Below are 21,027 nucleotides of genomic sequence, written 5' to 3'. Positions count from 1 at the left end.
CTGGGGCAGAAGCTTGCACCACCACCAAACTACCGGCTATCGTTCAAAATCGAGAATCAGCCGGATGCATTATGACCAGACCGTTCCAGTTCAACCGCGATGACGTAACCATCGAAAAGCGCGAAACCGTGTTCCAGGGCTTCTTCCGCATGGATAAGCTCTGGCTGACCCACCCGCGTTTTGATGGCACGGAAATGCCCACCTTTACCCGCGAGCTCTTCATTCGTGGCGACGCCACCAGTGTGCTGCCTTACGATCCGGAGCGTGATGAAGTCGTTCTGCTTGAGCAGTTCCGTCTCGGTGCCCTGGACCGCGATCAGTCGCCGTGGTTGCTGGAACTTGTCGCCGGCATCAATGAAGATGGCGAATCCCCGGAGGAGGTGGCACAGCGTGAAGGTCAGGAAGAAGCGGGGCTGACATTCAGGCCGCTGGAGAGGATCTGCGATTATCTGGTTTCACCCGGTGGCAGCACGGAACTGATACATCTCTATTGCGGTCGTATCAGCACCGAGTCTGCTGGTGGACTCTTTGGCATGGAAGATGAGCATGAAGACATCCGCGCTCACGTATTCAGTGCCGACGAAGCCATTGCAATGATTTATGATGGACGTATCAACAACGCTGCCGCGATTATCGCGTTGCAGTGGTTGCAACTGAACCGCCCGCGCCTGCGGGAAGACTGGAGTTAGAATGACCGATTGGGTGATGAAGCCCCGCCGCTATGTGCCGGATCTCAGAAGATTTGGCGCGCTGTGCGATGGCAATTACATGCGTTTGCATCGCCTCCGCAAACTCGAAGCGGGCGGTAATCCGGTGAGTGAATTTGAACTGCGCAGCCAGGATCAGTATCTGGGGCGTGTGCGCATCAAGGTTCTGCAGGTCGCAAAGTTCACCGAAACCCTGCTTCTGGAACAGGTTCATAACGCCGGTCGCTGGCTGAACAACCCACAATTAACCGTTCGTATCTATCATGACGCCGCCATGGCGGAAGTCATCAGCTGTTACCGTGACCGCCAGATCGCGCCAGTCAACGATTACCCGAACCGCTTCATGCATCAGCCCGATGAAAAGGTACAGATAAACAGTTTCCTCGCCGACTGGCTTGATTATTGTCTGCGATTCGGACATCTGCCGATGGAACATTCCGTGTGGACAGGTGAGGGCGTGGACTAACAAGCCTCTGACGCAGGGTTGAAGGCGTCGGGATGTGTCGAAGTTGTCAAAACAGGAAATCGGATGCATCAGTCCGGTAAGAATCTGATCAAATTCGGGACTGCAGGACCAAGTCCCGGTAACCTCGCCGATAGGCCACTACAGACTGGTCAATGTCCGCCAACATTGAAACCACGGGTGTTATGACAGAAATCGACCGCCAACCGCCCCTGCGGGTGTTACAGATCACCGATCCACACCTCATGGCCGACGATACCGGAGCGCTGCTGGGGGTAAGAACCAGGGACAGCCTTGACGCAGTGATTGCGCAGGCCCGGCGGGATCATGCCGCGCCGGATCTGATTCTGGCTACCGGAGATATTGCCCAGGACGGATCAGAAACGGCCTATCGCCTGTTCGCTGACAGGCTGAAAGCCTTTGACTGTGGTTCTGCCTGGATAGCAGGCAACCATGATGATGCTGAGGTATTGAATTGCGTCGCTGCGGAAATGAATGCCGGTTGCCGCCATCTGGTGGTGGGAGGCTGGCAGTTCGTGCTTCTGGACAGCTCGGTGCCGGGAAAAGTCTTTGGTGATCTTCCGGGCTCGGAACTGGCTTTTCTTGAAAAGACCCTGGCGGACAACCCGGAGCTGCCGGCGCTGATTGCCCTGCATCACCACCCTGTGGATATTGAAAGCGAGTGGATGTCCGCTATCGGCCTGCAGAATCGTGACGATTTCTGGGAGATTGTGGACCGTTTCCCCCAGGTCAGAACGGTTCTCTGGGGGCACGTTCATCAGGAGTACGATGACTATCGCAAAAACGTCAGGTTGCTGGCAACGCCGTCCACCTGCATCCAGTTCAAAGCGCGCTCGGTCCGTTTCTCTGTTGAAGAGAGAGCCCCCGGATATCGCTGGTTTGAAATGATGGCCAATGGTGACTTTACGACCGGGGTCAGACGCGCCGAAGATTTCACCTACGAGCTGGATACGAACAGTACCGGATACTGATACTGCCGGTTCCGGACGTTAGCCTGCCTGATATTCTTCAGTTAAAATGCCCGAAACTGTCTACCCGGGAGCCCCAGCATGAGCGAAACACCCCCAGATCTGAAGTATATTGAGACCCATCAGTGGGTCCGCGCTGCCGATGATGGTACTGCGACGGTGGGCATTACAGACTTCGCGCAGGATCAGTTGGGCGACGTGGTTTATGTGGAGCTTCCTGAGGTGGGGTCGACGGTCATTGGAGGCGAAGAGGCCGGGGTGGCCGAGTCCGTCAAGTCGGCGTCTGACGTTTTCAGTCCCGTCACTGGTGAAGTAATCGAGGTCAACGAGGCCCTGGAGGACGAGCCGGAACTGGTCAATGAAGATCCCTATGGGGATGGCTGGCTGTTCAAGGTCAGCACCAGGGATCAGGGCGAGCTCGAGGGACTGATGGATGCCGCGGCCTATGCCTCGCATATTGCGGACGCGGAGTGAGTGGTAGCTTCCGGCACAGATGACGCAGGTCAATAAATTCGGTTTTTTGGTGACAAAAAATAATACGGAGGGACTGGAATCGGGTAATGTTCCGGGTGGCCTCTTTAAACTGAATGGTCAAAAAGGGGCTCGTTGCAATCCAAAGGAGATAGATTATGACTAACGACCTTTTTTCTGATTTCAACGATCGTTCCAAGGATTTTATGGAGCGGGCGTCACAGTTCAATGAAACCCTGTTTCACCAGCTCGCCAAGGCGGCAGAGATCCAGATGGAAGCCATGCGCCGGTACACGGAGATCGCAAGCGAACAGTCCCGTAAACTGGCAGAAGCGCGTAACCTGGAAGACCTCAAAAAGCTGTCAGAAGGCCAGGCGGAAGCCTTCAGGGAAATCAGTGAGCAGGTATCCAGCGACTGGCAGGCCTGGCAGGATTATCTTTTCGAGGCCCGTGCCCAGTTGAAGTCCAGTATCAATGATGCCCAGGATAACAGCCAACTGTCGAAGCCTGCTGCCAAAACCAGTGGTAAGGGAGCCAGCAGTAAAGGAGACAGTTCTGCCTGAGCCCGGCGTAAAAACGGTTCGCCAGGCCGTTGAGGACCCGAAGCATATCGCCAAGCCTCTCGGCCGACAGGGCAGTGCTCATTGGCGACGGAATGCATGGTCCCGAAGCTCGCAGAAACTTTCCTCGAAGTAGCGGGTCACTTTGCCGGGATCAGCGACCATCTGGCTGTCGGCAATGACGCCAAACTGGACGGATCCGGCGTAGCTGAGGATACTGAAACCGACTCCCAGGTGCCCTGACTGGGGCACCCAGACCAGCGGTTGCAGAATCCGGGCTCCCGCGATGCTGAGCACTGACGCCGGTCCGGGCACGTTGGTCATGACCAGCGATGCCTTGTCGCTGAGCATGTCCAGTGCAGATTTTTCCAGGCTTACCGGCCCTTTGCCAAGCAGGTCAAGCAGGCCGAATGTCACCTGTGGTTGAACGGAATTCTTGAGGTCTGTCATTGCCGCCCGGACCTGTTGATAACGTTTGAGGACATCAGCCTCGTTGACCGGGAGAGCAACGATAACAAGGCCGAACTGGTTGCCCAGGGTGCTTACCGTCTGGTCCCGCGAACGCAGGTTAAAGGGTACTGCGACGTGGATCTCACTCCCGGGAATGGTGTCGGCTTCCGTCAGGTAATTTCGCAGTGCGCCAGCGGCGCAACTCATCAGTACATCGTTGACGGTGCCCCCTAACTGGTGAGCGGTTTCCTTGACGGCCGCCAGCTCAAGCGGCTGCGCCCAGGCAATGCGCTTGCGCCCCCCAAGGGGTGCATGGAGACGAGTCTGCGGATCCCGTGGCAGTAGCCCTAAACCGACCAGTTCCCTGGCAATATGCTCGGCCTGTTCGGCCCACTGACGGACCTTAGCGGGGTGGCGGGCCAGGTCCATGCCCTCACTTATCAGGTTGTGCCCCAGATGGGCTCCTGCCTGCGCAACCTGCCGCAATGGCCGGGAAAGTCGCTCCAGCAGCGAGGTTTCCCGGAGCGGATCAAGCTCCGGTGCAGGAGGGTCCCCGGCTGCATCCGCCAGCGACATCAATACCTGGACCAGCGCCAGGCCATCGGCGATGCAGTGATGGATGCGGGAGATCAGGGCGGCGCCGTCCTCGTAGCGATCGACGAGGTGGAACTGCCAGAGGGGGTGGTGAAAGTCCAGGGATTCGGAGGCCAGGTCGGCCACCAGCTCCTCAAGTTCTGCCTGACCTGCCGGCTCGGGCAGACCGATGCGGTGGACGTGATTGTCGAGATGGAAATGTGGATCGTTTTGCCAGTAAGCTTTGCCATTATGCTCAACCACTTTTTGCCGGAAGCGGTCGAAGTGCAGCAGGCGTTCCACCAGCAACTTCTTGAACATGCCGGGGTCCAGAGGCCGGTCCAGTACCAGCACCCCGGTGATCATCATATGGTTTTCGTCCTGGTCCATGTGCAGCCAGGCCGTATCAACGCTGCTCATGGGTTCCATGGCCTGTGTCATGGGCGCAGTTTTCCTGGTCAAGGATGCATTGGCTGGCCACCGCTGGCAGAATTTTCCGGTCCGGTGACGGCCCTGTGATGTTTGTTACCTGTTTGCGCAGTCTGTGATACTGGCGCTTCAGAGAAGTTGATACAGGTCATGCAACGGCTGTTGACAGGTGGAATTCTGTCGTGGCCTTGACCCAGGTCAAATAGCGGCAGCGCTGGCATCTGGCCTTACCCTGTAGCATTAATCACAGGCACGGTCGTCACAGGACAGCACCAGCAGAACAGAAAAAGGAAGGCCCGTATATGAAAACCATCGTCAGTGTCAGTCAGGGATCCAGCGAATTCGACTATGAGCTGGAAACCGAGTTTCTGGGCCAGCCTTTTCGCATTATGCGCATTGGCACAGATGGCGACCTGTCCCGTGCAGAGGCGGTGCTTGAATCGGTTCACCCCGAGGCCGACGCCATCGGCCTGAGCATGTTTCCAGATCACTACCAGGTCGGCCGGGAGCAGCTTGAACATCCCCACACCGCCCGGCTGGAAGCCTGTATCCCGGATAAACCGGTTACCACCGGCGCAGGTCTGCGGGGAATCCTTCAGGAGTGGGCGGTTCGCCATACCCAGTCCGAACTGGGGCACTTCTTCAATAATGCCCGGGTGCTGTTCATGGACGGTCAGGCCGGTTATCGGATTGCCGGGGCATTGTCAGAGCATACTGAAAACCTCTTCTTTGCAGATCCTTATAACGACTTTGGTGTGCCCCGGCTACTGACTTCCCTGAAACAGCTCGAGACCTATACCTCGCTGACCGCGCCGGTGCTGTTCCGGCCAGCTGGTTTGAAAACCGTTGAAACCATTTTGCGTACTCCGCTGTATCGTCTTGGTGAGAAACTGGTCAGAGGTTCGTTGCACAAGGCTGTCGCCCGGGCTCATGTGATCGTTTCAGCTATTGACGACCTGGAGCAGTTCAGCGCCAGGGAACTGGATGGCAAAACGGTGATCACTTCCCGGGTAACCGATTCTGCACTGGACTGGATGCGCGCCCGGCGGGTTGCCATGGTGGTGGACTACAGCCCCTGGCTGGAGGGCCGTCCGGTTGGCGTTAATGTGATGGAGGCCATGATCAGTGCGGCTCTGGCAAGGACACCGGAGCAACTGGGACCGGATGATTATCTGGACGTGATCCAGCGCCTGGGCATTGAGCCCAGGATTCTGTATCCGGATGGCTACCGGAGGGTGAACCGCTTCGCCTTTGTGATTCACCCACTGTCACAGCAATACCTCACGAAAACCTCGCCCCTGGACGTAATTGCCAATTTGTCGCCGCCGGTGGTGATGAACCTTGTGGAGAAAGCTGTGGCCTATACGCCGCCGTTTATTTACTCGAAAGTGTCAGGGATCAAATCGCCCACCGGTGACGAAGTTGAAGGCTGGCTGATTACAGTCGGGGGCACTCCCAAGGAAATCATGGCGCACGATCCTGAGTTTACCTATGCGAGATTGCTTAAGGCGGCGGAACTCGCAAAAAAACTGGGTGCCCAGGTCATGGGCCTGGGGGCGTTTACCAAGGTCGTGGGTGATGCCGGCATTACCGTGGCCAAGCGTGCACCGCTGCCGATTACCACTGGCAACAGCTACAGTGCGTCTGGCGCCCTTTGGGCGGCCCATGATGCCATGAAGCGGATAGGGCGGGTCGGTATAGGTCCCAGCGGCAAGGCCGCAGGCAAGGCCATGGTGGTGGGCGCCACCGGGGCAATAGGATCGGTCTGCGCGCGACTGCTGGCAAAAGCGGTGGATGAAGTATTTCTGGCAGCGCCGGAGCCGGCGAAACTGCTGGCGCTGAAGGAGAGTATCGAGCATGAAACCCCGGGGGCCATTATTCATGTGGCCGGCGCCGCGGACCGGGATCTGGCCGACATGGACATGATCGTTACCGCCACTTCCGGTGCCGGCAAGCGCATTCTCGATATCATGAAAGTGAAGCCCGGCTGCGTGATCACGGACGTTGCCCGTCCTCTGGATATTTCGGCCGAGGATGCGGCCAGAAGGCCCGATGTACTGGTCATCGAATCCGGTGAAATCCAGTTGCCGGGAGATGTGCAGATGAAGGATATCGGCCTGCCCAAGGGCATCGCCTACGCGTGTCTGGCCGAAACCATTGTGCTCACTCTGGAAGCAAGGTTCGAAAACTTTACTCTGGGCCGGAATATCGAGTGGGAAAAGGTGCGGGAGATCTATAAGCTCGGCCTGAAGCACGGTATGAGGCTGGCTGCCATCTCAGGCGTTAACGGGACATTCTCAGAAAAAGATTTTGAACGGGTACGAACCCTGGCGGCCGGCGAAGAGGATCAGGAACAACAGGACCAGGAACAACTGACGGGCTCGCCGGCGTAGAGCCAGGGCCTGTCGGTGTCACTCACACATTGGAGTGTGTTTGTGGGCAATATCCGCCAGCCCGTTGATGTCTACCAGAGTGCAGTTGCGTCCGTAAAAACGTACAAGTTCCTGCTTCTGAAAGCGCGAGAATACCCGGCTGACGGTTTCAACCGCGAGGCCGAGAAAGTTGGCGATATCGTGTCGGGCCATGGGGAGGCGGAAGTGCGTTGGTGACAGGCGCCGGCGCCGGAATCGAGTGGACAGGGACAGCAGAAACGTTGCCAGACGCTCTTCGGCGGTTTTGCGGCTGAGCAGTATCGACATCTGCTGGCTATTCTGGATTTCGCGGCTCATGAGCTGCAGCAAGTGCTGCTGGAATCCTGGAATCCGGGCGGCCAGTTCCTCAAGATGATTCAGCGGGATTTCGCAAAGACTGCTGCGCTCGAGGGCTTCGGCGGAGCATGAATAATTTTCTGTGCTGACGCTGTCGAGCGCTATGACTTCCCCCGGCAAATAGAAACCTGTCACCTGCTTTTCGCCATCCTCACTGACAAAATAGGTCTTGATGGCCCCGCCCTGAACGGCAAAACAGGATTTGAACGGATCACACTGGCGGAATACCAACTCACCGCGATCAAGGATTTTACCCTGGCTGACCAAGGACTCGAGCCGATGAAGATCGCCATGGCTTACGGCAACGGGCAGACAGACACTGCTGAGGCTGCACTGGTTGCAGGAGGGACTGTAGCTTCCCTGTTCCCTGGTAAAAATTGGCTCTCCCATGAATCGGTTCCAGGTAGCGAGGCGCGAGTTTAAGGATCAGTTCACAGGTATCGTAGAGGGTCTTATCTGCTCCGGCAAGCCTAATCGCGCGCACTTTCGACCCACTCGGCTGGTAAGATCAGGCTGCGGAAAAGTCAGGGATTGTCAGGAAGATTGATCTGGGTCATCAGGATTCGCTCAAACAGCTGTTAATGTGGCCGATGATCAGCTGAATGATCGCAATGAATGGCAGGCGCGGGAAGGGACATGGAACAATTCAACGAGGTGGAAAGGTGTGTCGATCGTGTGATCGATACTGTAGGCAAGAATATCGTCCTGGGCCTGCCGCTGGGTCTCGGTAAACCCAACCAGCTGGTCAACGCTTTTTTTGACCGGGCGGTTGCAGACCCCGGTATTTCATTGCGCATCATTACCGCACTTTCCCTGGAAAAACCCACACCAAAAAACGAGCTGGAGGCCCGGTTCCTCGAGCCATTCGTGCAACGCCTGTTCGGCGGCTATGAAGATCTGGGCTATGCCGCGGCTGTCCGCAACAATACCCTGCCGGAAAATATCACGGTCTCGGAATTCTATTTCAAGGCCGGTGCGATGAAAAAGGTGGGTAGTGCCCAGCGCAACTACATTTCAAGTAACTACACTTTTGTTGCCAGAGACCTGATGCTCAATGGTGTCAACGTTCTGGCGCAGCTTGTCAGCGAGAAAGAAGTGGATGGCGAGCGCAAGCTGAGTCTCAGCTCCAATACGGATGTCACTCTGGATGTGATGCCGATCATAGAACAGGAACGCAGGAAAGGGCGCACGATCGTGACGGTGGCTCAGGTTCATAAGGATCTGCCGTTCATGTATAACCGGGCGATGGTCCCGCCTGATTATTTCGACCTTTTGGTCAGCAATGATGCCTACTCCACTACCCTGTTTGCACCGCCCAACATGTCAGTTCCCAATGCGGATTACATGGCGGGCTTTTTTGCCAGTACGCTGATCCGGGATGGCGGTACCCTGCAGATCGGCATTGGCTCCCTGGGCGACGCCATCGTATACGCCTGTCAGTTAAGGCACCAGCACAACGAACTGTATAAACGCCTTGTCGACGAGATGAAGGTAGACCAAGGCCTGGTTCGGGAATACGGCGGCACGGAAATCTTCACCGAGGGCCTCTATGGTTCCAGCGAGATGTTCGTGAATGGCTTCATGCACCTGATCAAAAGCGGTATCGTCAAGCGCCGGGTCTATGACGATCCGGATCTGCAGCGTTTGCTCAACAGCGGCCGGATCCAGGAAGCGATTTCGCCGGCAACCCTGGAATGCCTGTTGCAAGAGGCAGTGATTCAGCCCCGTCTGAGCCATTCCGATTTCAGCTATCTTCAGCGCTGGGGGATTTTCAACGAATCAGTCAGCTGGACCGATGACGGGCTCCAGGTGAACGGAGAGCTTCTCGGTGTTGATCTGGGCGACCCTGACAACCTGGACCGGGTGGCCGATAAATGCCTGGGTGATGAGTTGAAAGGTGGTATCCACATGCACGGTGGGTTCTTCCTCGGTCCGAAAGATTTCTATCAGGCCCTGCGGGATATGCCGCGGGCGGAAAACGAGAAAATCTGCATGTCCAGCGTCGGCCATATCAACCAGCTGGATTACAATCGTGAACTGCTGAGCGCCCAGCGCCGTGATGCACGCTTTATCAACACCGGCATGATGGTGACGATCAGCGGCGCCGTGGTGTCCGACGGGCTGGAGGATGGCACGGTAATCAGCGGTGTGGGAGGCCAATACAATTTTGTGGCCATGGCGCATGCCCTGCCTGACGCCCGTTCCATCCTGTGTGTACGCAGCACCCGTGGCAGTGGCAAGCGCCTCAGGTCCAATATCGTTTTGCATTACGGGCACATCACCATTCCGCGTCATCTGCGGGATATTATCGTGACCGAGTACGGTATTGCCGACCTTCGCGGTAAAACCGACGAACAGATCGCCATCGAATTGCTGAAGATCACGGATTCACGATTCCAGGAAGAACTGCTGGTGGCGGTCAAAAAGGCTGGCAAGGTGAGTGAGGACTATCAGATACCTCAGGTATATCGGGAAAATTTTCCGGAAAAACTCGCCGGGCGTATCAAGGCCCTGCGTGCGCAAGGTTTCTTTCCGCCGTTCCCGCTCGGTTCCGACTTCACCGACGATGAAATTGCGCTGGGTAAAAGCCTGAAGGAAATCAAGGCGCGGATGGACCGGCCCAAGGAAATGATTCGAGCGGTGATAAGGTCTTTTATCCACAAGGTCGATGCCCACGAAGCCCAGTCCCTGCTGGAGCGTCTGAGCCTGACGCATCCTGAAACCACCCGCGACAGGGTCCTGCAGCATCTGCTCTTGCTGGAACTGGAAGAAAACGGTTATCTCAAACCCATGTAATGCGCTGCAGTCGTTGCCCGGCCCTGGCGGAAGAGATTAAGATTCACCGTTTATCCAGGCGGTTACTTTATGAATTTTCCGGTTTTATACCTCCGCAAAGGCGCCGAGCGCAGGCTCAGGGCTGGTCATCTTTGGGTATACAGTAACGAAGTAGATACCCGCCGTTCGCCACTCACCGATTTTGAAGCCGGTGCCCAGGCGGAACTGCGTGCGTTCAATGACAAGGCCATGGGGACCGTCTTTGTGAATCCCCATGCCCTGATATGCGGCCGTCTGATCAGCCGGAACGCAGCCCACGGCATGACCCCGCAACGCCTGACCGAGCGTGTGGAAACGGCACTGGCGTTGCGGGAGCGGCTGTTTGATAAACCATTCTATCGCTGGGTGTTTGGTGACAGTGACGGCCTGTCCGGGCTGGTGATCGACCGCTTTGATGATGTGGTAGTGGTGCAGATTTCCACGGCCGGCATGGAGCAGATGAAAGACCCGGTTATCCGGGCCGTTCAGCGACTCTGCCATCCCCGGGCGATCATTCTCAGGAACGATGGCAAGATGCGTAAGGTCGAGGGGCTGGATACCTACGTTCAGCAAGTCCATGGCCCGGAAATAGACCGGCTGACCGTTGAAGAAAACGGGGTGCGCTTCGAGGTGCCAATGGACGGCGGTCAGAAAACCGGCTGGTTCTATGACCACCGCATGAACCGCCAGCGCCTGCAGACCTACGCGCCGGCAAGGCGGGTGCTGGATGTGTTCAGCTACGTCGGTGGCTGGGGTATCCAGGCTGCCTGCGCCGGAGCAACCCGGGTTACCTGCGTGGACAGTTCTGCCGGCGCGATCGAGTCGGTTCATCACAATGCAAGGATCAATGGCCTCGATAATATTGACACCATCGAGGGCGATGCCTTTGAAGCCCTGAAGGCGTTATGCGAGGAAAAGGAAAAATTCGACATTGTGGTACTGGACCCGCCGGCGCTGATTCCCAGACGGCGCGATCAGAAAGCCGGGGAAGAAGCCTATGCGCGCCTCAACCAGTTGGGCCTGCGATTGCTGGATCGGGACGGGCTGCTGGTGTCGGCGTCCTGTTCGATGCACCTTTCCCAGGACAAACTGACCGATATAATCCGCAGCAGCGGTCGCAAGATTGACCGGTTTGTGCAGTTGCTGGAACAAGGCCATCAGGCGCCGGATCATCCCGTTGTTCCGGGGATTCCGGAGACGGATTACATCAAGAGTTGCTTCGTGCGGTCGTTGACGGGATTTCTTTGAAGGCGGGCAAGAAAGTAGGGACGGAGGCAGGAAGGGCTTATCCGGGAGCGTCAAAAACATGGGTGAAGCGCGAAGCGCTTTACGGGCTGGCCAAGGATGGCCTGCCCTGGACCTTTAAAGCGACGCAGGAGCAATAAGCATTAAAGGTTTTTGTCGAGCTTACATGGACGTATTCACAGCGTATCCCGGATAAGCCCTTCCTGCCTCCGTCCCGGCCAGCTAATCCCTAAGGCTCATGACAGACCAGCCATTCTCACGGGCAACTCGTTCCAGATGCGGATCCGGATCCACCGCAACCGGGTGGTCCACCTTTTCCAGCAGCGGCAGGTCATTATGGGAGTCGCTGTAAAACCAGGCGCCTTTCAGTGTTTCCCCGGTACTTTGCAGCCAGTCGTTCAGGCGCTCCACTTTGCCGTACTGAAAGCTGGGAACCCCGGCAACACCCCCGGTAAACCGGCCGTTGACCAGTTCGGGTTCGGTTGCAATCAGATGTTCCACACCCAGTAATTCAGCCACAGGCTCCGTCACAAAGCTGTTGGTCGCGGTAATAATCACCAGCGTGTGCTGCTGCTCGCGATGGTAGTCCAGCAGCTCGGTCGCCCTGCGTTGCAGCATCGGTCGGATTCTTGTTGCCATGAACCGGTCCCGCCACCGCAGCAGTGAATTCATATCATGCCGGGCCAGCGGCTGCAGTGCGAAACTCAGGTAGCGCATGATATCCAGCTCGCCATCCAGATACTCCTGATAGAAACGGTCATTGGCCCGCTGGTATTCCTCGGCATCGACGAGGTTTTCCTCCACCAGAAACTCACCCCAGGCGTGATCGCTGTCTCCAGCCAGCAGGGTGTTATCAAGATCGAACAGTGCAAGCGTCAAATTTTATCCCTCCGCAGCCGGGCCGGTTGTGAAAACGCCTGATTCTAGCACGACCCGCAGCCATGAGCTGCGATTGCCGTACACTTGGGTTTCTGTAAGAATGAAGCCAACGTGGGTAATTCCGGCTGATAAATTATCTATCAGCCAAACGACTTATAAGGACTGTGCCGTGATCGATTCAGACGGTTTCAGAGCCAACGTCGGAATCATTCTGGCCAATTACAGGGGGGAAGTCCTCTGGGCAAGGCGAATAGGACAGGACTCCTGGCAGTTTCCTCAAGGTGGAATCAAACAGAATGAATCACCTGAAGAGGCACTTTACCGGGAGCTTGGAGAGGAGATCGGTCTCGTGGCCAGTGACGTGGAAATCGTCAGCTGTACCCGTGGCTGGTTACGTTATCGCCTCCCGCGCAGGATGGTGCGGCATAATTCGCACCCCGTCTGTGTTGGACAAAAACAGAAATGGTTCCTTCTGAGGATGTTATCGCCGGATGCGCAGGTTCGCGTGGACGGTACAGACTCGCCCGAATTCGACGGCTGGCAGTGGGTCAGCTACTGGTATCCGTTGGGTCAGGTGGTGTCGTTCAAGCGGGAAGTCTATCGGCGAGCGCTGAGGGAGCTTGCGCCGCGGCTGTTTCATAACATGGAGCAATCGCGACGGGGTGAAAAGTCAGAGCCTGTAAGCGACCATAAGAGGTGACGGATTGAAGCCACCATGCTGAGCATTCTTCGCAACATCGTACAGGAAGTGAACAGCGCGCGCGATCTGCGGGAGGCGCTCGATGTCATTGTCTCGCGTGTTCAAAAAGCGATGTCAACGGAAGTATGCTCGGTTTATCTGCTGGATCCGGCGACCAACCGGTACATCCTGATGGCGACCGAAGGCCTCTACCAGGAAGCCGTCGGGCAGGTAAGTCTGGGTTATTCCGAAGGCCTGATTGGCCTGGTTGGTTCCCGTGAGGAGCCGATCAATCTGGAAGACGCACCCTCGCACCCCCGCTATCGTTACTTCCCCGAAACCGGCGAGGAGCGTTTCCGTTCATTCCTGGGTGTGCCCATTATTCACCATCGCCGGGTACTTGGTGTGCTGGTCGTTCAGCAGCGCGAGAGTTCCCGCTGTTTTGATGAAGGCGAAGAAGCGTTTCTGGTCACTGTGTCAGCCCAGCTTGCCGGTGTTATCTCCCACAGCGAGGCAACCGGGGCTATCAGTGGCATTTCGCTGACCGGAGAGGAGGCCAAGGACGTAAGCTTCAGCGGCATTCCCGGTTCTCCCGGGGTCGCGATTGGTCAGGGCGTGGTGGTTTACCCCGCCGCCGACCTGGATGTCGTTCCCGAAAAGCCGACAGACAACATTGATGGCGAACTGGAATTGTTCAGCGGTGCTGTAACCGCCGTGCGCGAGGACATCGAGCGCGTGGCAGAGCGACTTGCTTCGCAGCTTCGACCGGAAGAACAGGCCCTGTTCGATGTTTACCTGCGAATGCTGGGTGATGACGCCATGCCGGGCGAAGTGGCCAACCGTATCCGTGAGGGCTTCTGGGCCCAGGGTGCGCTCAAACAGGTGGTGCAACAGTATATCCGCCACTTCGAGATGATGGATGACCACTACCTGCAGGAGCGGGCGGTGGATATCCGGGATCTGGGCCGGCGACTACTATCGCATCTTCAGGAGGGCGAACAGAAAGATCTGGTTTACCCGGAGCGCACCGTCCTGGTCAGTGAAGAACTGACGCCGGCCATGCTGGGTGAAGTTCCCAAAGGGCAGTTGGTGGGAATGGTCTCGGTTAAAGGTTCAAGCAATTCCCACGTCGCGATTCTCGCCCGGGCGATGGGCGTTCCGACGGTAATGGGAATGGTGGATATTCCGGTAAACCAGCTGGATGGCCGTGACCTGATTGTCGACGGTTTCGAGGGTCAGATTTTTGCATCCCCATCGGGTGAACTGCTGTCGTATTATCAGGAAATCTGCGACGAAGAAAACGAGCTGATCCGGGGCCTGGATGTGCTCCGGGATCTGCCGTGCGAAACCACCGACCATCATCGGGTGTCGCTGCTGGTGAATACCGGCCTGATGACCGATGTGGTCCGCTCGCTCAGCAATGGTGCTGAAGGTATCGGTCTGTATCGCACCGAAGTGCCGTTCATGATCAAGGACCGGTTTCCCTCAGAGCAGGAACAGCGGGAGTATTACCGCGAACAGCTTGAAGCTTTTGCCCCCAGCCCGGTCACCATGCGGACGCTGGATATCGGCGGCGACAAGGCACTGACCTATTTCCCTATTGAAGAGGAAAACCCGTTTCTGGGGTGGCGTGGTATCCGGGTAACTCTGGACCACCCGGAGATCTTTCTGGTTCAGGTCAGGGCGATGCTCAAGGCCAGTGAGGGTCTCAACAACCTGCAGATCATGCTGCCAATGATCAGCAACGTTTCCGAGGTTGAGGAATCATTGCACCTGGTATACCGGGTTTATCACGAGGTGCGTGAGGAAGGTTTCGATATCCACATGCCCAAGGTGGGCGTGATGGTCGAGGTTCCCGCTGCGGTTTACCAGATCCGCGAGCTGGCGGACCGGGTGGATTTTCTGTCCGTCGGTTCCAACGACCTGACTCAGTACCTGCTGGCCGTTGACCGCAACAATCCCCGCGTGGCGCAGCTTTATCATTCCTACCATCCGGCCGTTCTGCAGGCGCTGGTGCGGGTGGCACAGGATGCCCATTCGGTTGGCAAACCGGTTGGCATCTGTGGCGAGCTGGCGGGCGACCCCGGCGGTGCGCTGCTGCTGATGGCCATGGGCTATGATTCCCTGTCCATGAACGCCGCCAGTCTGCCAAAAGTGAAGTCGGTTATCCGCAGCGTCAGTCGGGAATGGTCGATGCAGCTGCTGGAAGACGTGCTGCTGCTGGATTCTCCTCACGTCATCAAGAGTTGTGTTGACCTGGCGCTGCGTAATGGCGGATTCGGTCGCTATCTCCGGCCAGCGAAATCTGCCAGTGTGAGGCGCGGTGAGGCGGCAGCGAACAATACCGTTGTCTGACTATGCGGACTACTCTGCCGGAACGCTTTGATTTACTCTGGATGGCAGGGTTTGAATTCCAGCTCCGGCTGCTAGTGTGTAGATACAATGCAACCATACCTGTAAGGCGGTAGCGAATGACGGCAACGACCACGGCAATCAAGCCCGCCCCCCGAATCGGCCTTGCTCTCGGCGGTGGTGGCCCCCTCGGTGGCATCTACGAGATCGGAGCTTTGCGGGCGCTGGATGAGGCTCTGGACGGACTGGATTTCAATAACATTGATGTCTACGTCGGCGTTAATGGCGGTTCCTTCGTCGCCGCCAACCTTGCCAACCAGATGACAACGGCCCAGTTGTGCCGGATTTTCGTGCGCAACGAAGCCGAGGTTCACCCTTTTCATCCGGAAGTGTTCTATCGTCCGGCGTTCGCTGAGCTTGCCGGGCGGATGCTGGCGATTCCGGGGCTTGTTTCTACGGCGTTTGGCCGCTTTATCAGCAATCCTTATGATCAAAGCCTCCTTGAGGCCATGACCATTCTGGCCCAGGCTGCGCCGGCTGGTTTCTTTGATAATGAGGGACTGCACGACTATCTGCAGCGTGCCTTCAGCATGCTCGGCCGTACCAACGATTTCCGTAAGTTGCGCCGCAGCCTTTATATTGTCGCCGCCGATGTGGAAAGTACGGAAGCTGTCTGCTTTGGCGCGCCCGGGTTTGACCATGTGCCGATTTCCAAGGCCATACAGGCCAGCACTGCGTCGCCGGGGCTTTACGTTCCGGTTAACATTGACGGCCGCTACTATGTGGACGGTACGCTGCGAAAGGGGCTTCATGCCTCCGTTGCGTTTGAGGATGGTGCTGATCTGGTGTTTGCAGTGAATCCGCAGGTTCCCATCGATGCCAGTGCGGCCGTGCGTGCCGGTACCATGGCGCCGGGTGCTCTCACGCGCTCCGGCATGCCTAACCTGCTGTCGCAGATGTTCCGCACCATGGTGTATTCGCGTATGCAGTCCGGTATTGCCCAGTATGCGCGGGATTATCCTGACAAGGATATTCTGCTGTTTGAACCAACCCGCGATGACGCCGAACTGTTTTTCTCGAACGTGTTCAGCTTCCAGTCACGTCGTATGGTGTGTGAACATGCCTACCAGATGACCCGGCGGGATCTTCTGAACCGTGCTGACCAGCTGGAGCCAAAACTGGCGAAATACGGTATTCGGCTGCGCCGGGATCGCCTTGAAGACGAGCAGCGCACGATCAGTACCAGCCTTTACGGTGAGATGCTCCCGCTTTATGTGGCTAAAGGCCGCAAAAAGCAGGGGCAGCGTGGCAGGATCGCCAAGGGGTTGGGGAATGTCACCGAGCTGTTCAGCAAAGCCCTTTGATGAGCATCCTGATTCACAAGCCCCGGGCCGTGTTGACCCGGGTCGCCCGCAGCCACGGGGTCAGAGAATATACCTGCTCAGGTCCTCGTCTTCGGCAAGTTCCCCGAGTTTTTCGTCTACGAACGCTGCCGTCACTTCAAATGCCTCGGTAACCTGGTCCCCGGCTTCATAGGACAGGCTTTCAAGCAGACGCTCCAGCACCGTGTGCAGCCTTCGTGCGCCAATATTCTCGGTGGTTTCGTTAACCTTGCAGGCGATCTCGGCGATTCTGGTAATCGCGTCCTCGGTAAAGTTCAGCTTCACACCTTCGGTGCCCATCAGGGCCTCGTACTGCTGGACCAGTGAGGCGTCCGGCTCGGTCAGGATCCGTTTGAAATCCTCCGGTGTCAGCGCATGCAGTTCAACGCGGATCGGCAACCGGCCCTGCAGCTCTGGAATCAGGTCTGAGGGCTTGGACAGGTGAAAGGCACCGGAGGCAATAAACAGGATGTGGTCCGTGCGCACTGAACCATATTTGGTGCTCACGGTGCTGCCCTCAATCAGCGGCAGCAGGTCTCTCTGAACGCCCTCGCGTGAAACATCGGAGGAGGTGTTTTCCGAACGCTTGGCAACCTTGTCGATTTCATCAAGAAAGATGATGCCATTCTGCTCGACGCTGGTAATGGCTTGCTGCTTGATTTCCTCTTCGTTAACCAGTTTCGCTGCCTCTTCATCCCGGACATGTCTGAACGCATCCACCACTTTCATCTTGCGGGTTTTGCGCCGGTCGGAAGACATGCTGGAGAACATGTTCTGCAACTGGCTGGTCATTTCCTCCATGCCGGGAGGTGCCATGATCTCCATGCCTGCACCGGGATTGCGCAGATCGATTTCAATTTCCTTGTCGTCCAGTTCGCCTTCGCGCAGTTTCTTGCGAAAAAGCTGGCGGGTGGAAGAGCTCTCGGGGCGCTGGCTGTCTTCCTTCAGATCCCGGGCAGGCGGCAGGAGTGCATCAAGAATACGCTCTTCCGCGGCATCCATGGCCCGGTGTTGGTGACGCTTCATTTCCTTTTCCCGCAGCATCTTGATCGCCATGTCGGCGAGATCGCGAATAATGGACTCAACGTCGCGGCCAACATAACCAACCTCGGTGAACTTGGTGGCTTCGACTTTCAGAAACGGGGCGTCGGCAAGCCGGGCCAGACGCCGGGCAATCTCGGTTTTGCCGACACCGGTCGGGCCAATCATCAGGATGTTCTTGGGGGTGATTTCATCCCGGAGGTCGGTTTCAAGCTGCATCCTGCGCCAGCGGTTACGGAGCGCAATAGCCACGGAGCGTTTGGCTTCGTCCTGGCCGACAATGTGTTTGTTGAGCTCGTGAACAATTTCACGGGGGGTCATTGCAGACATGGGGGCTCCAGATCAGTCTTTGGCAGAGAGCGTTTCAAGGGTGCGGTTGTGATTGGTGTAGATACAGATATCAGCCGCGATATCGAGACCTTTCTCCACAATGTCAGTGGCGCCCAGCCCGGTGTTTTCCAGCAGCGCCCTGGCAGATGCCTGGGCGAAGGGTCCGCCGGAGCCGATGGCAATCAGCCCCTGTTCCGGCTCAATGACGTCGCCATTGCCGGTAATAATCAGTGAAGCGGTTCTGTCGGCGACCGCCAGCAGGGCCTCCAGTCTGCGCAGGGCACGATCTGTTCGCCAGTCTTTTGCCAGTTCCACGGCTGCGCGGGTCAGATTGCCCTGGTGCTTTTCAAGCTGGGCTTCGAAGCGCTCAAACAGGGTAAATGCGTCGGCGGTTCCGCCTGCGAATCCGGCGAGCACCTGACCGTTGTAAAGGCGCCGGACCTTGCGGGCGTTGCCTTTCATAACCGTGTTGCCAAGGGATACCTGGCCGTCGCCGCCCATGGCAACTTCATCATCACGTCGGACAGAAAGTATGGTAGTCATTCGGGCTCCGCTTGCCTGATTTGAACCGTATCCCAGGGTAATGGAGGCGCGCCCGGGGTTTTCAAGGGCTGGTGAGTGGCCGAGAAGCGGTCGCTTCAAGGCCCGACAGTTCAGCCTTCCCCGGGGCTTTCCCGGGGAATCCTGCGAACCAGCGGCTGGATGTTGATGGAGACCAGTTTATCCACCGCCGAATTCATCTGGCTGCGGGAGTTGAAGGGTCCGACATTGACCCGAAACCAGGTGCCGCCGCCTTCCATATCAATTCGGCTGACATAGGCACGAAGTCCCTGGAACGCAATCTGGGCGCGCTGTCGCTCGGCATCAGCCCGGGTTCTGAAAGAACCTGTCTGGACCAGGTAATCCGAAGTGGCCTGGCCCGGGCCGGGGGTGTATTCGTCAACCTGGGGTGGCACCACCTCGGAATCCGGTAACATGTCGTAGAACCTGAACCCCGGTCTGTTTTCATCGCGGCCGGTCACGGCTGATTCATTGTCCTTGTCGGTCTGTTCTGGCGCGGAAGCCGGGACATCAGTCTGCTCGGGCGCGGGCAGGGAATTGAGATAGCCAATAAACCCGACAAAACCGCCAATAGCTGCCAGTGACAGTATCCATTTCAGGGACAGTCCGCCATGCTGGACCTTCGCCACCGATCTGCTGACAGGCTGCCGGGAATCAGACTTGTGCCCGGCCTTTGGCTTTTTCTTTGGCGTAGCTGCGGCGCGGTTTCTGTTCGGTTTGCGGGCGCTTTTACGGGCATAGTCCTGGGCCATGATTACATCTCTTCCGGCGCGCTTACGCCCAACAGATCAAGACCGTTGGCAATGACCTGTCTCACTGCCAGGTAAAGTGACAGCCGGGCATCCCGGATGGCGGTGTCCTCAATCAACACCTTGTGGGCGTTGTAATAGGTATGGAACTGACCGGCCAGTTCCCGCAGGTAGTTGCTTATATGATGTGGCTCGCGCAGCCTGGCCGAAACCTCAACCAGTTCCGGGTACTGGGCCAGCTGGTTGGCCAGATCTTTTTCCTGGTCCAGCGTCAGTAATGACAGGTCGCCCAGATTCTCGTGGAAGCCCCGGCTGACCCCTTCCTGTTCCAGTCTGCGCAGCACACTGCAGATTCGGGCATGAGCATACTGGATGTAGTAGACCGGGTTCTCGTTGGTCTGGGAGCGGGCCAGGTCGATATCGAAGGTGAGCTGGGAGTCCACTCTGCGAGCAGCCAGGAAAAATCGGGTCGCATCCCGGCCCACTTCATCAATCAGGTCACGCACGGTAACGTAGCTGCCCGCACGTTTGGAGATTTTTACCTCCTGTCCCGAGCGCGTCACCATCACCATCTGGTGCAGCACATAATCAGGCCATCCCTCCGGAATCCCGGCTTTCAGAGCCTGAAGACCGGCGCGGACCCGGGTCACGGTTGAATGGTGATCCGCACCCTGTTCGTTAATCACGGTGGTGAAACCGCGCTGCCACTTGTCCAGATGGTAGGCGACGTCGGGCAGGAAATAGGTATAGCCGCCATCCTGTTTGCGCATGACCCGGTCCTTGTCATCACCGAATTCAGTGGTCTTGAGCCACAGGGCGCCGTCCTGTTCGTAGGTATAGCCGTTCTCTCTGAGCCGGTGGACTGTGTTGTCGACCTCACCGTCCCGGTAAAGAGAGGACTCCAGGAAATAGACATCGAACTGCACGCCGAAGGCTTTCAGGTCCAGGTCCTGCTCGCGGCGCAGGTAGGCCACTGCAAATTCCCGCATGGCCGCCTGATCCTCCGGGTCCGCTTTAGCCGTGACCTCGCGGTCGTCGGCTTTCACGGTTTCACCCGCCAGATAGGCTTTGGCAAGGTCTTCGATATAAGCCCCGCGGTAGCCATCTGCAGGCCAGCTTTCATCATCCGGCGTCAGGCCTTTTACCCGGGCCTGCACCGACAGCGCCAGATTGTTGATCTGCGCACCGGCGTCGTTGTAATAGAATTCGCGTGTTACCTGATAGCCATTGGCTTCCAGCAGGCGGCTGAGACAGTCACCAATCGCCGCACCCCGGCCATGGCCCACGTGCAGTGGACCGGTCGGGTTGGCTGAAACGAACTCGACCTGGACCTTTTCACCCCGGCCGTTGTGATTACGACCGAACTGGTCCGCCTGTTCAAGAATCGCATCAACCACTGCAAAGGCGCTGGCGGTATTCATGAAGAAGTTGATAAAACCGGGCCCGGCGATTTCCACTTTGCCAATGGCTGTGTTTTGCGGCAGCCGGGCCACCAGGGCCTCGGCCAGCTCACGGGGGGCACAGCCCGCAGCTTTGGAGGCTACCAGCGCAATGTTGCAGGCATAGTCGCCGTGGGCCTTGTCCC

Annotated in this window: 18 protein-coding genes; 11 read left to right on the top strand and 7 right to left on the bottom strand. The window is 57.3% G+C overall.

The genetic code is table 11. The features are described 5' to 3' along the window. Nucleotides 1-71: 71 nt before the first annotated feature. From VJ956_RS03170 to VJ956_RS03150, 5 genes are all read left to right on the top strand, one after another. The gene (locus tag VJ956_RS03170; protein WP_324081556.1) at nucleotides 72-689 is read left to right on the top strand and encodes an NUDIX domain-containing protein; all 618 of its coding nucleotides are present in this window, start codon (nucleotides 72-74) and stop codon (nucleotides 687-689) included. Nucleotide 690: 1 nt separating this feature from the next. Beyond that, the gene (locus VJ956_RS03165) at nucleotides 691-1,173 is read left to right on the top strand and encodes a DUF1249 domain-containing protein (RefSeq protein ID WP_324081554.1); all 483 of its coding nucleotides are present in this window, start codon (nucleotides 691-693) and stop codon (nucleotides 1,171-1,173) included. 182 nt (nucleotides 1,174-1,355) lie between these two features. Beyond that, a complete protein-coding gene (gene cpdA, locus VJ956_RS03160) occupies nucleotides 1,356-2,162 on the top strand; it encodes a 3',5'-cyclic-AMP phosphodiesterase (protein WP_324081566.1) in 807 nt (268 codons plus the stop codon). Nucleotides 2,163-2,240: 78 nt separating this feature from the next. Further along, nucleotides 2,241-2,633, top strand: a complete 393-nt coding sequence (gene gcvH, locus VJ956_RS03155) for a glycine cleavage system protein GcvH (RefSeq protein WP_324081552.1) — start codon at nucleotides 2,241-2,243, stop codon at nucleotides 2,631-2,633. Between the two features lie 155 nt (nucleotides 2,634-2,788). Further along, nucleotides 2,789-3,193, top strand: a complete 405-nt coding sequence (locus VJ956_RS03150; protein WP_324081550.1) for a phasin family protein — start codon at nucleotides 2,789-2,791, stop codon at nucleotides 3,191-3,193. 78 nt (nucleotides 3,194-3,271) lie between these two features. On the opposite strand, the gene VJ956_RS03145 is transcribed toward VJ956_RS03150, so the two are convergent. Then, nucleotides 3,272-4,654 carry a wax ester/triacylglycerol synthase family O-acyltransferase gene (locus VJ956_RS03145; protein ID WP_324081548.1) on the bottom strand — a complete coding sequence of 461 codons (1,383 nt, stop codon included), beginning with the start codon at nucleotides 4,652-4,654 and terminating at the stop codon, nucleotides 3,272-3,274. Between the two features lie 290 nt (nucleotides 4,655-4,944). Here VJ956_RS03145 and VJ956_RS03140 point away from each other — a divergent pair, with 290 nt between their 5' ends. Continuing rightward, nucleotides 4,945-7,035, top strand: coding sequence for a dehydrogenase (locus VJ956_RS03140; RefSeq protein WP_324081545.1), 2,091 nt, complete (start codon nucleotides 4,945-4,947; stop codon nucleotides 7,033-7,035). A gap of 18 nt (nucleotides 7,036-7,053) precedes the next feature. Here VJ956_RS03140 and fnr read toward each other — a convergent pair whose 3' ends face one another. Further along, the gene (gene fnr / locus VJ956_RS03135; RefSeq protein WP_324081542.1) at nucleotides 7,054-7,800 is read right to left on the bottom strand and encodes a fumarate/nitrate reduction transcriptional regulator Fnr; all 747 of its coding nucleotides are present in this window, start codon (nucleotides 7,798-7,800) and stop codon (nucleotides 7,054-7,056) included. 246 nt (nucleotides 7,801-8,046) lie between these two features. On the opposite strand from fnr, the gene VJ956_RS03130 reads away from it, so the two are divergent. Then, the gene (locus tag VJ956_RS03130; RefSeq protein WP_324081541.1) at nucleotides 8,047-10,206 is read left to right on the top strand and encodes an acetyl-CoA hydrolase/transferase C-terminal domain-containing protein; all 2,160 of its coding nucleotides are present in this window, start codon (nucleotides 8,047-8,049) and stop codon (nucleotides 10,204-10,206) included. A 69-nt stretch (nucleotides 10,207-10,275) separates the two neighbouring features. Next, complete coding sequence (locus VJ956_RS03125) at nucleotides 10,276-11,472, top strand: class I SAM-dependent rRNA methyltransferase (protein ID WP_324081539.1); 1,197 nt, start codon at nucleotides 10,276-10,278, stop codon at nucleotides 11,470-11,472. Between the two features lie 219 nt (nucleotides 11,473-11,691). Here the strand turns inward: VJ956_RS03125 and VJ956_RS03120 are convergent, their stop codons facing one another. Further along, entirely contained in the window at nucleotides 11,692-12,348 is a 657-nt protein-coding gene (locus tag VJ956_RS03120) for an HAD family hydrolase (RefSeq protein ID WP_324081537.1), read from the bottom strand. Nucleotides 12,349-12,517: 169 nt separating this feature from the next. Between VJ956_RS03120 and VJ956_RS03115 the strand changes: the two genes are divergently transcribed. The 3 genes from VJ956_RS03115 to VJ956_RS03105 all read left to right on the top strand — a co-directional run bounded on the left by VJ956_RS03115 (nucleotide 12,518) and on the right by VJ956_RS03105 (nucleotide 16,743). Next, nucleotides 12,518-13,048, top strand: a complete 531-nt coding sequence (locus VJ956_RS03115; RefSeq protein ID WP_324081535.1) for an RNA pyrophosphohydrolase — start codon at nucleotides 12,518-12,520, stop codon at nucleotides 13,046-13,048. Between the two features lie 15 nt (nucleotides 13,049-13,063). Then, nucleotides 13,064-15,382, top strand: coding sequence for a phosphoenolpyruvate--protein phosphotransferase (ptsP, locus tag VJ956_RS03110; protein ID WP_324081533.1), 2,319 nt, complete (start codon nucleotides 13,064-13,066; stop codon nucleotides 15,380-15,382). 116 nt (nucleotides 15,383-15,498) lie between these two features. Further along, complete coding sequence (locus VJ956_RS03105; RefSeq protein WP_324081531.1) at nucleotides 15,499-16,743, top strand: patatin-like phospholipase family protein; 1,245 nt, start codon at nucleotides 15,499-15,501, stop codon at nucleotides 16,741-16,743. A 60-nt stretch (nucleotides 16,744-16,803) separates the two neighbouring features. Here the strand turns inward: VJ956_RS03105 and hslU are convergent, their stop codons facing one another. The 4 genes from hslU to argS all read right to left on the bottom strand — a co-directional run. After that, nucleotides 16,804-18,132: an ATP-dependent protease ATPase subunit HslU gene (gene hslU, locus VJ956_RS03100; RefSeq protein WP_324081529.1), complete on the bottom strand. Its 1,329-nt coding sequence runs from the start codon at nucleotides 18,130-18,132 to the stop codon at nucleotides 16,804-16,806. 12 nt (nucleotides 18,133-18,144) lie between these two features. Next, nucleotides 18,145-18,675, bottom strand: a complete 531-nt coding sequence (gene hslV, locus VJ956_RS03095; RefSeq protein ID WP_324081528.1) for an ATP-dependent protease subunit HslV — start codon at nucleotides 18,673-18,675, stop codon at nucleotides 18,145-18,147. A gap of 110 nt (nucleotides 18,676-18,785) precedes the next feature. Then, nucleotides 18,786-19,445, bottom strand: a complete 660-nt coding sequence (locus VJ956_RS03090; RefSeq protein WP_324081525.1) for an SPOR domain-containing protein — start codon at nucleotides 19,443-19,445, stop codon at nucleotides 18,786-18,788. Nucleotides 19,446-19,447: 2 nt separating this feature from the next. Continuing rightward, nucleotides 19,448-21,027 (bottom strand): arginine--tRNA ligase (gene argS, locus VJ956_RS03085; protein ID WP_324081524.1); only part of this gene is annotated, 1,580 nt, incomplete at its 5' end.

Source organism: Marinobacter sp. (assembly GCF_035268745.1).
Taxonomy (GTDB): Bacteria; Pseudomonadota; Gammaproteobacteria; order Pseudomonadales; family Oleiphilaceae; genus Marinobacter.
This window is presented reverse-complemented; position numbering and strand designations above follow the sequence as displayed.

What these genes read in the sequence shown, in the direction of transcription:
- VJ956_RS03170 (WP_324081556.1), top strand. Translation starts at nt 72, where the DNA reads ATGACCAGACCGTTCCAGTTCAACCGCGATGACGTAACCATCGAAAAG.
- VJ956_RS03165 (WP_324081554.1), top strand. Translation starts at nt 691, where the DNA reads ATGACCGATTGGGTGATGAAGCCCCGCCGCTATGTGCCGGATCTCAGA.
- cpdA (WP_324081566.1), top strand. Translation starts at nt 1,356, where the DNA reads ATGACAGAAATCGACCGCCAACCGCCCCTGCGGGTGTTACAGATCACC.
- gcvH (WP_324081552.1), top strand. Translation starts at nt 2,241, where the DNA reads ATGAGCGAAACACCCCCAGATCTGAAGTATATTGAGACCCATCAGTGG.
- VJ956_RS03150 (WP_324081550.1), top strand. Translation starts at nt 2,789, where the DNA reads ATGACTAACGACCTTTTTTCTGATTTCAACGATCGTTCCAAGGATTTT.
- VJ956_RS03145 (WP_324081548.1), bottom strand. Translation starts at nt 4,654, where the DNA reads ATGACACAGGCCATGGAACCCATGAGCAGCGTTGATACGGCCTGGCTG.
- VJ956_RS03140 (WP_324081545.1), top strand. Translation starts at nt 4,945, where the DNA reads ATGAAAACCATCGTCAGTGTCAGTCAGGGATCCAGCGAATTCGACTAT.
- fnr (WP_324081542.1), bottom strand. Translation starts at nt 7,800, where the DNA reads ATGGGAGAGCCAATTTTTACCAGGGAACAGGGAAGCTACAGTCCCTCC.
- VJ956_RS03130 (WP_324081541.1), top strand. Translation starts at nt 8,047, where the DNA reads ATGGAACAATTCAACGAGGTGGAAAGGTGTGTCGATCGTGTGATCGAT.
- VJ956_RS03125 (WP_324081539.1), top strand. Translation starts at nt 10,276, where the DNA reads ATGAATTTTCCGGTTTTATACCTCCGCAAAGGCGCCGAGCGCAGGCTC.
- ptsP (WP_324081533.1), top strand. Translation starts at nt 13,064, where the DNA reads ATGCTGAGCATTCTTCGCAACATCGTACAGGAAGTGAACAGCGCGCGC.
- VJ956_RS03105 (WP_324081531.1), top strand. Translation starts at nt 15,499, where the DNA reads ATGACGGCAACGACCACGGCAATCAAGCCCGCCCCCCGAATCGGCCTT.
- hslU (WP_324081529.1), bottom strand. Translation starts at nt 18,132, where the DNA reads ATGTCTGCAATGACCCCCCGTGAAATTGTTCACGAGCTCAACAAACAC.
- hslV (WP_324081528.1), bottom strand. Translation starts at nt 18,675, where the DNA reads ATGACTACCATACTTTCTGTCCGACGTGATGATGAAGTTGCCATGGGC.
- VJ956_RS03090 (WP_324081525.1), bottom strand. Translation starts at nt 19,445, where the DNA reads ATGGCCCAGGACTATGCCCGTAAAAGCGCCCGCAAACCGAACAGAAAC.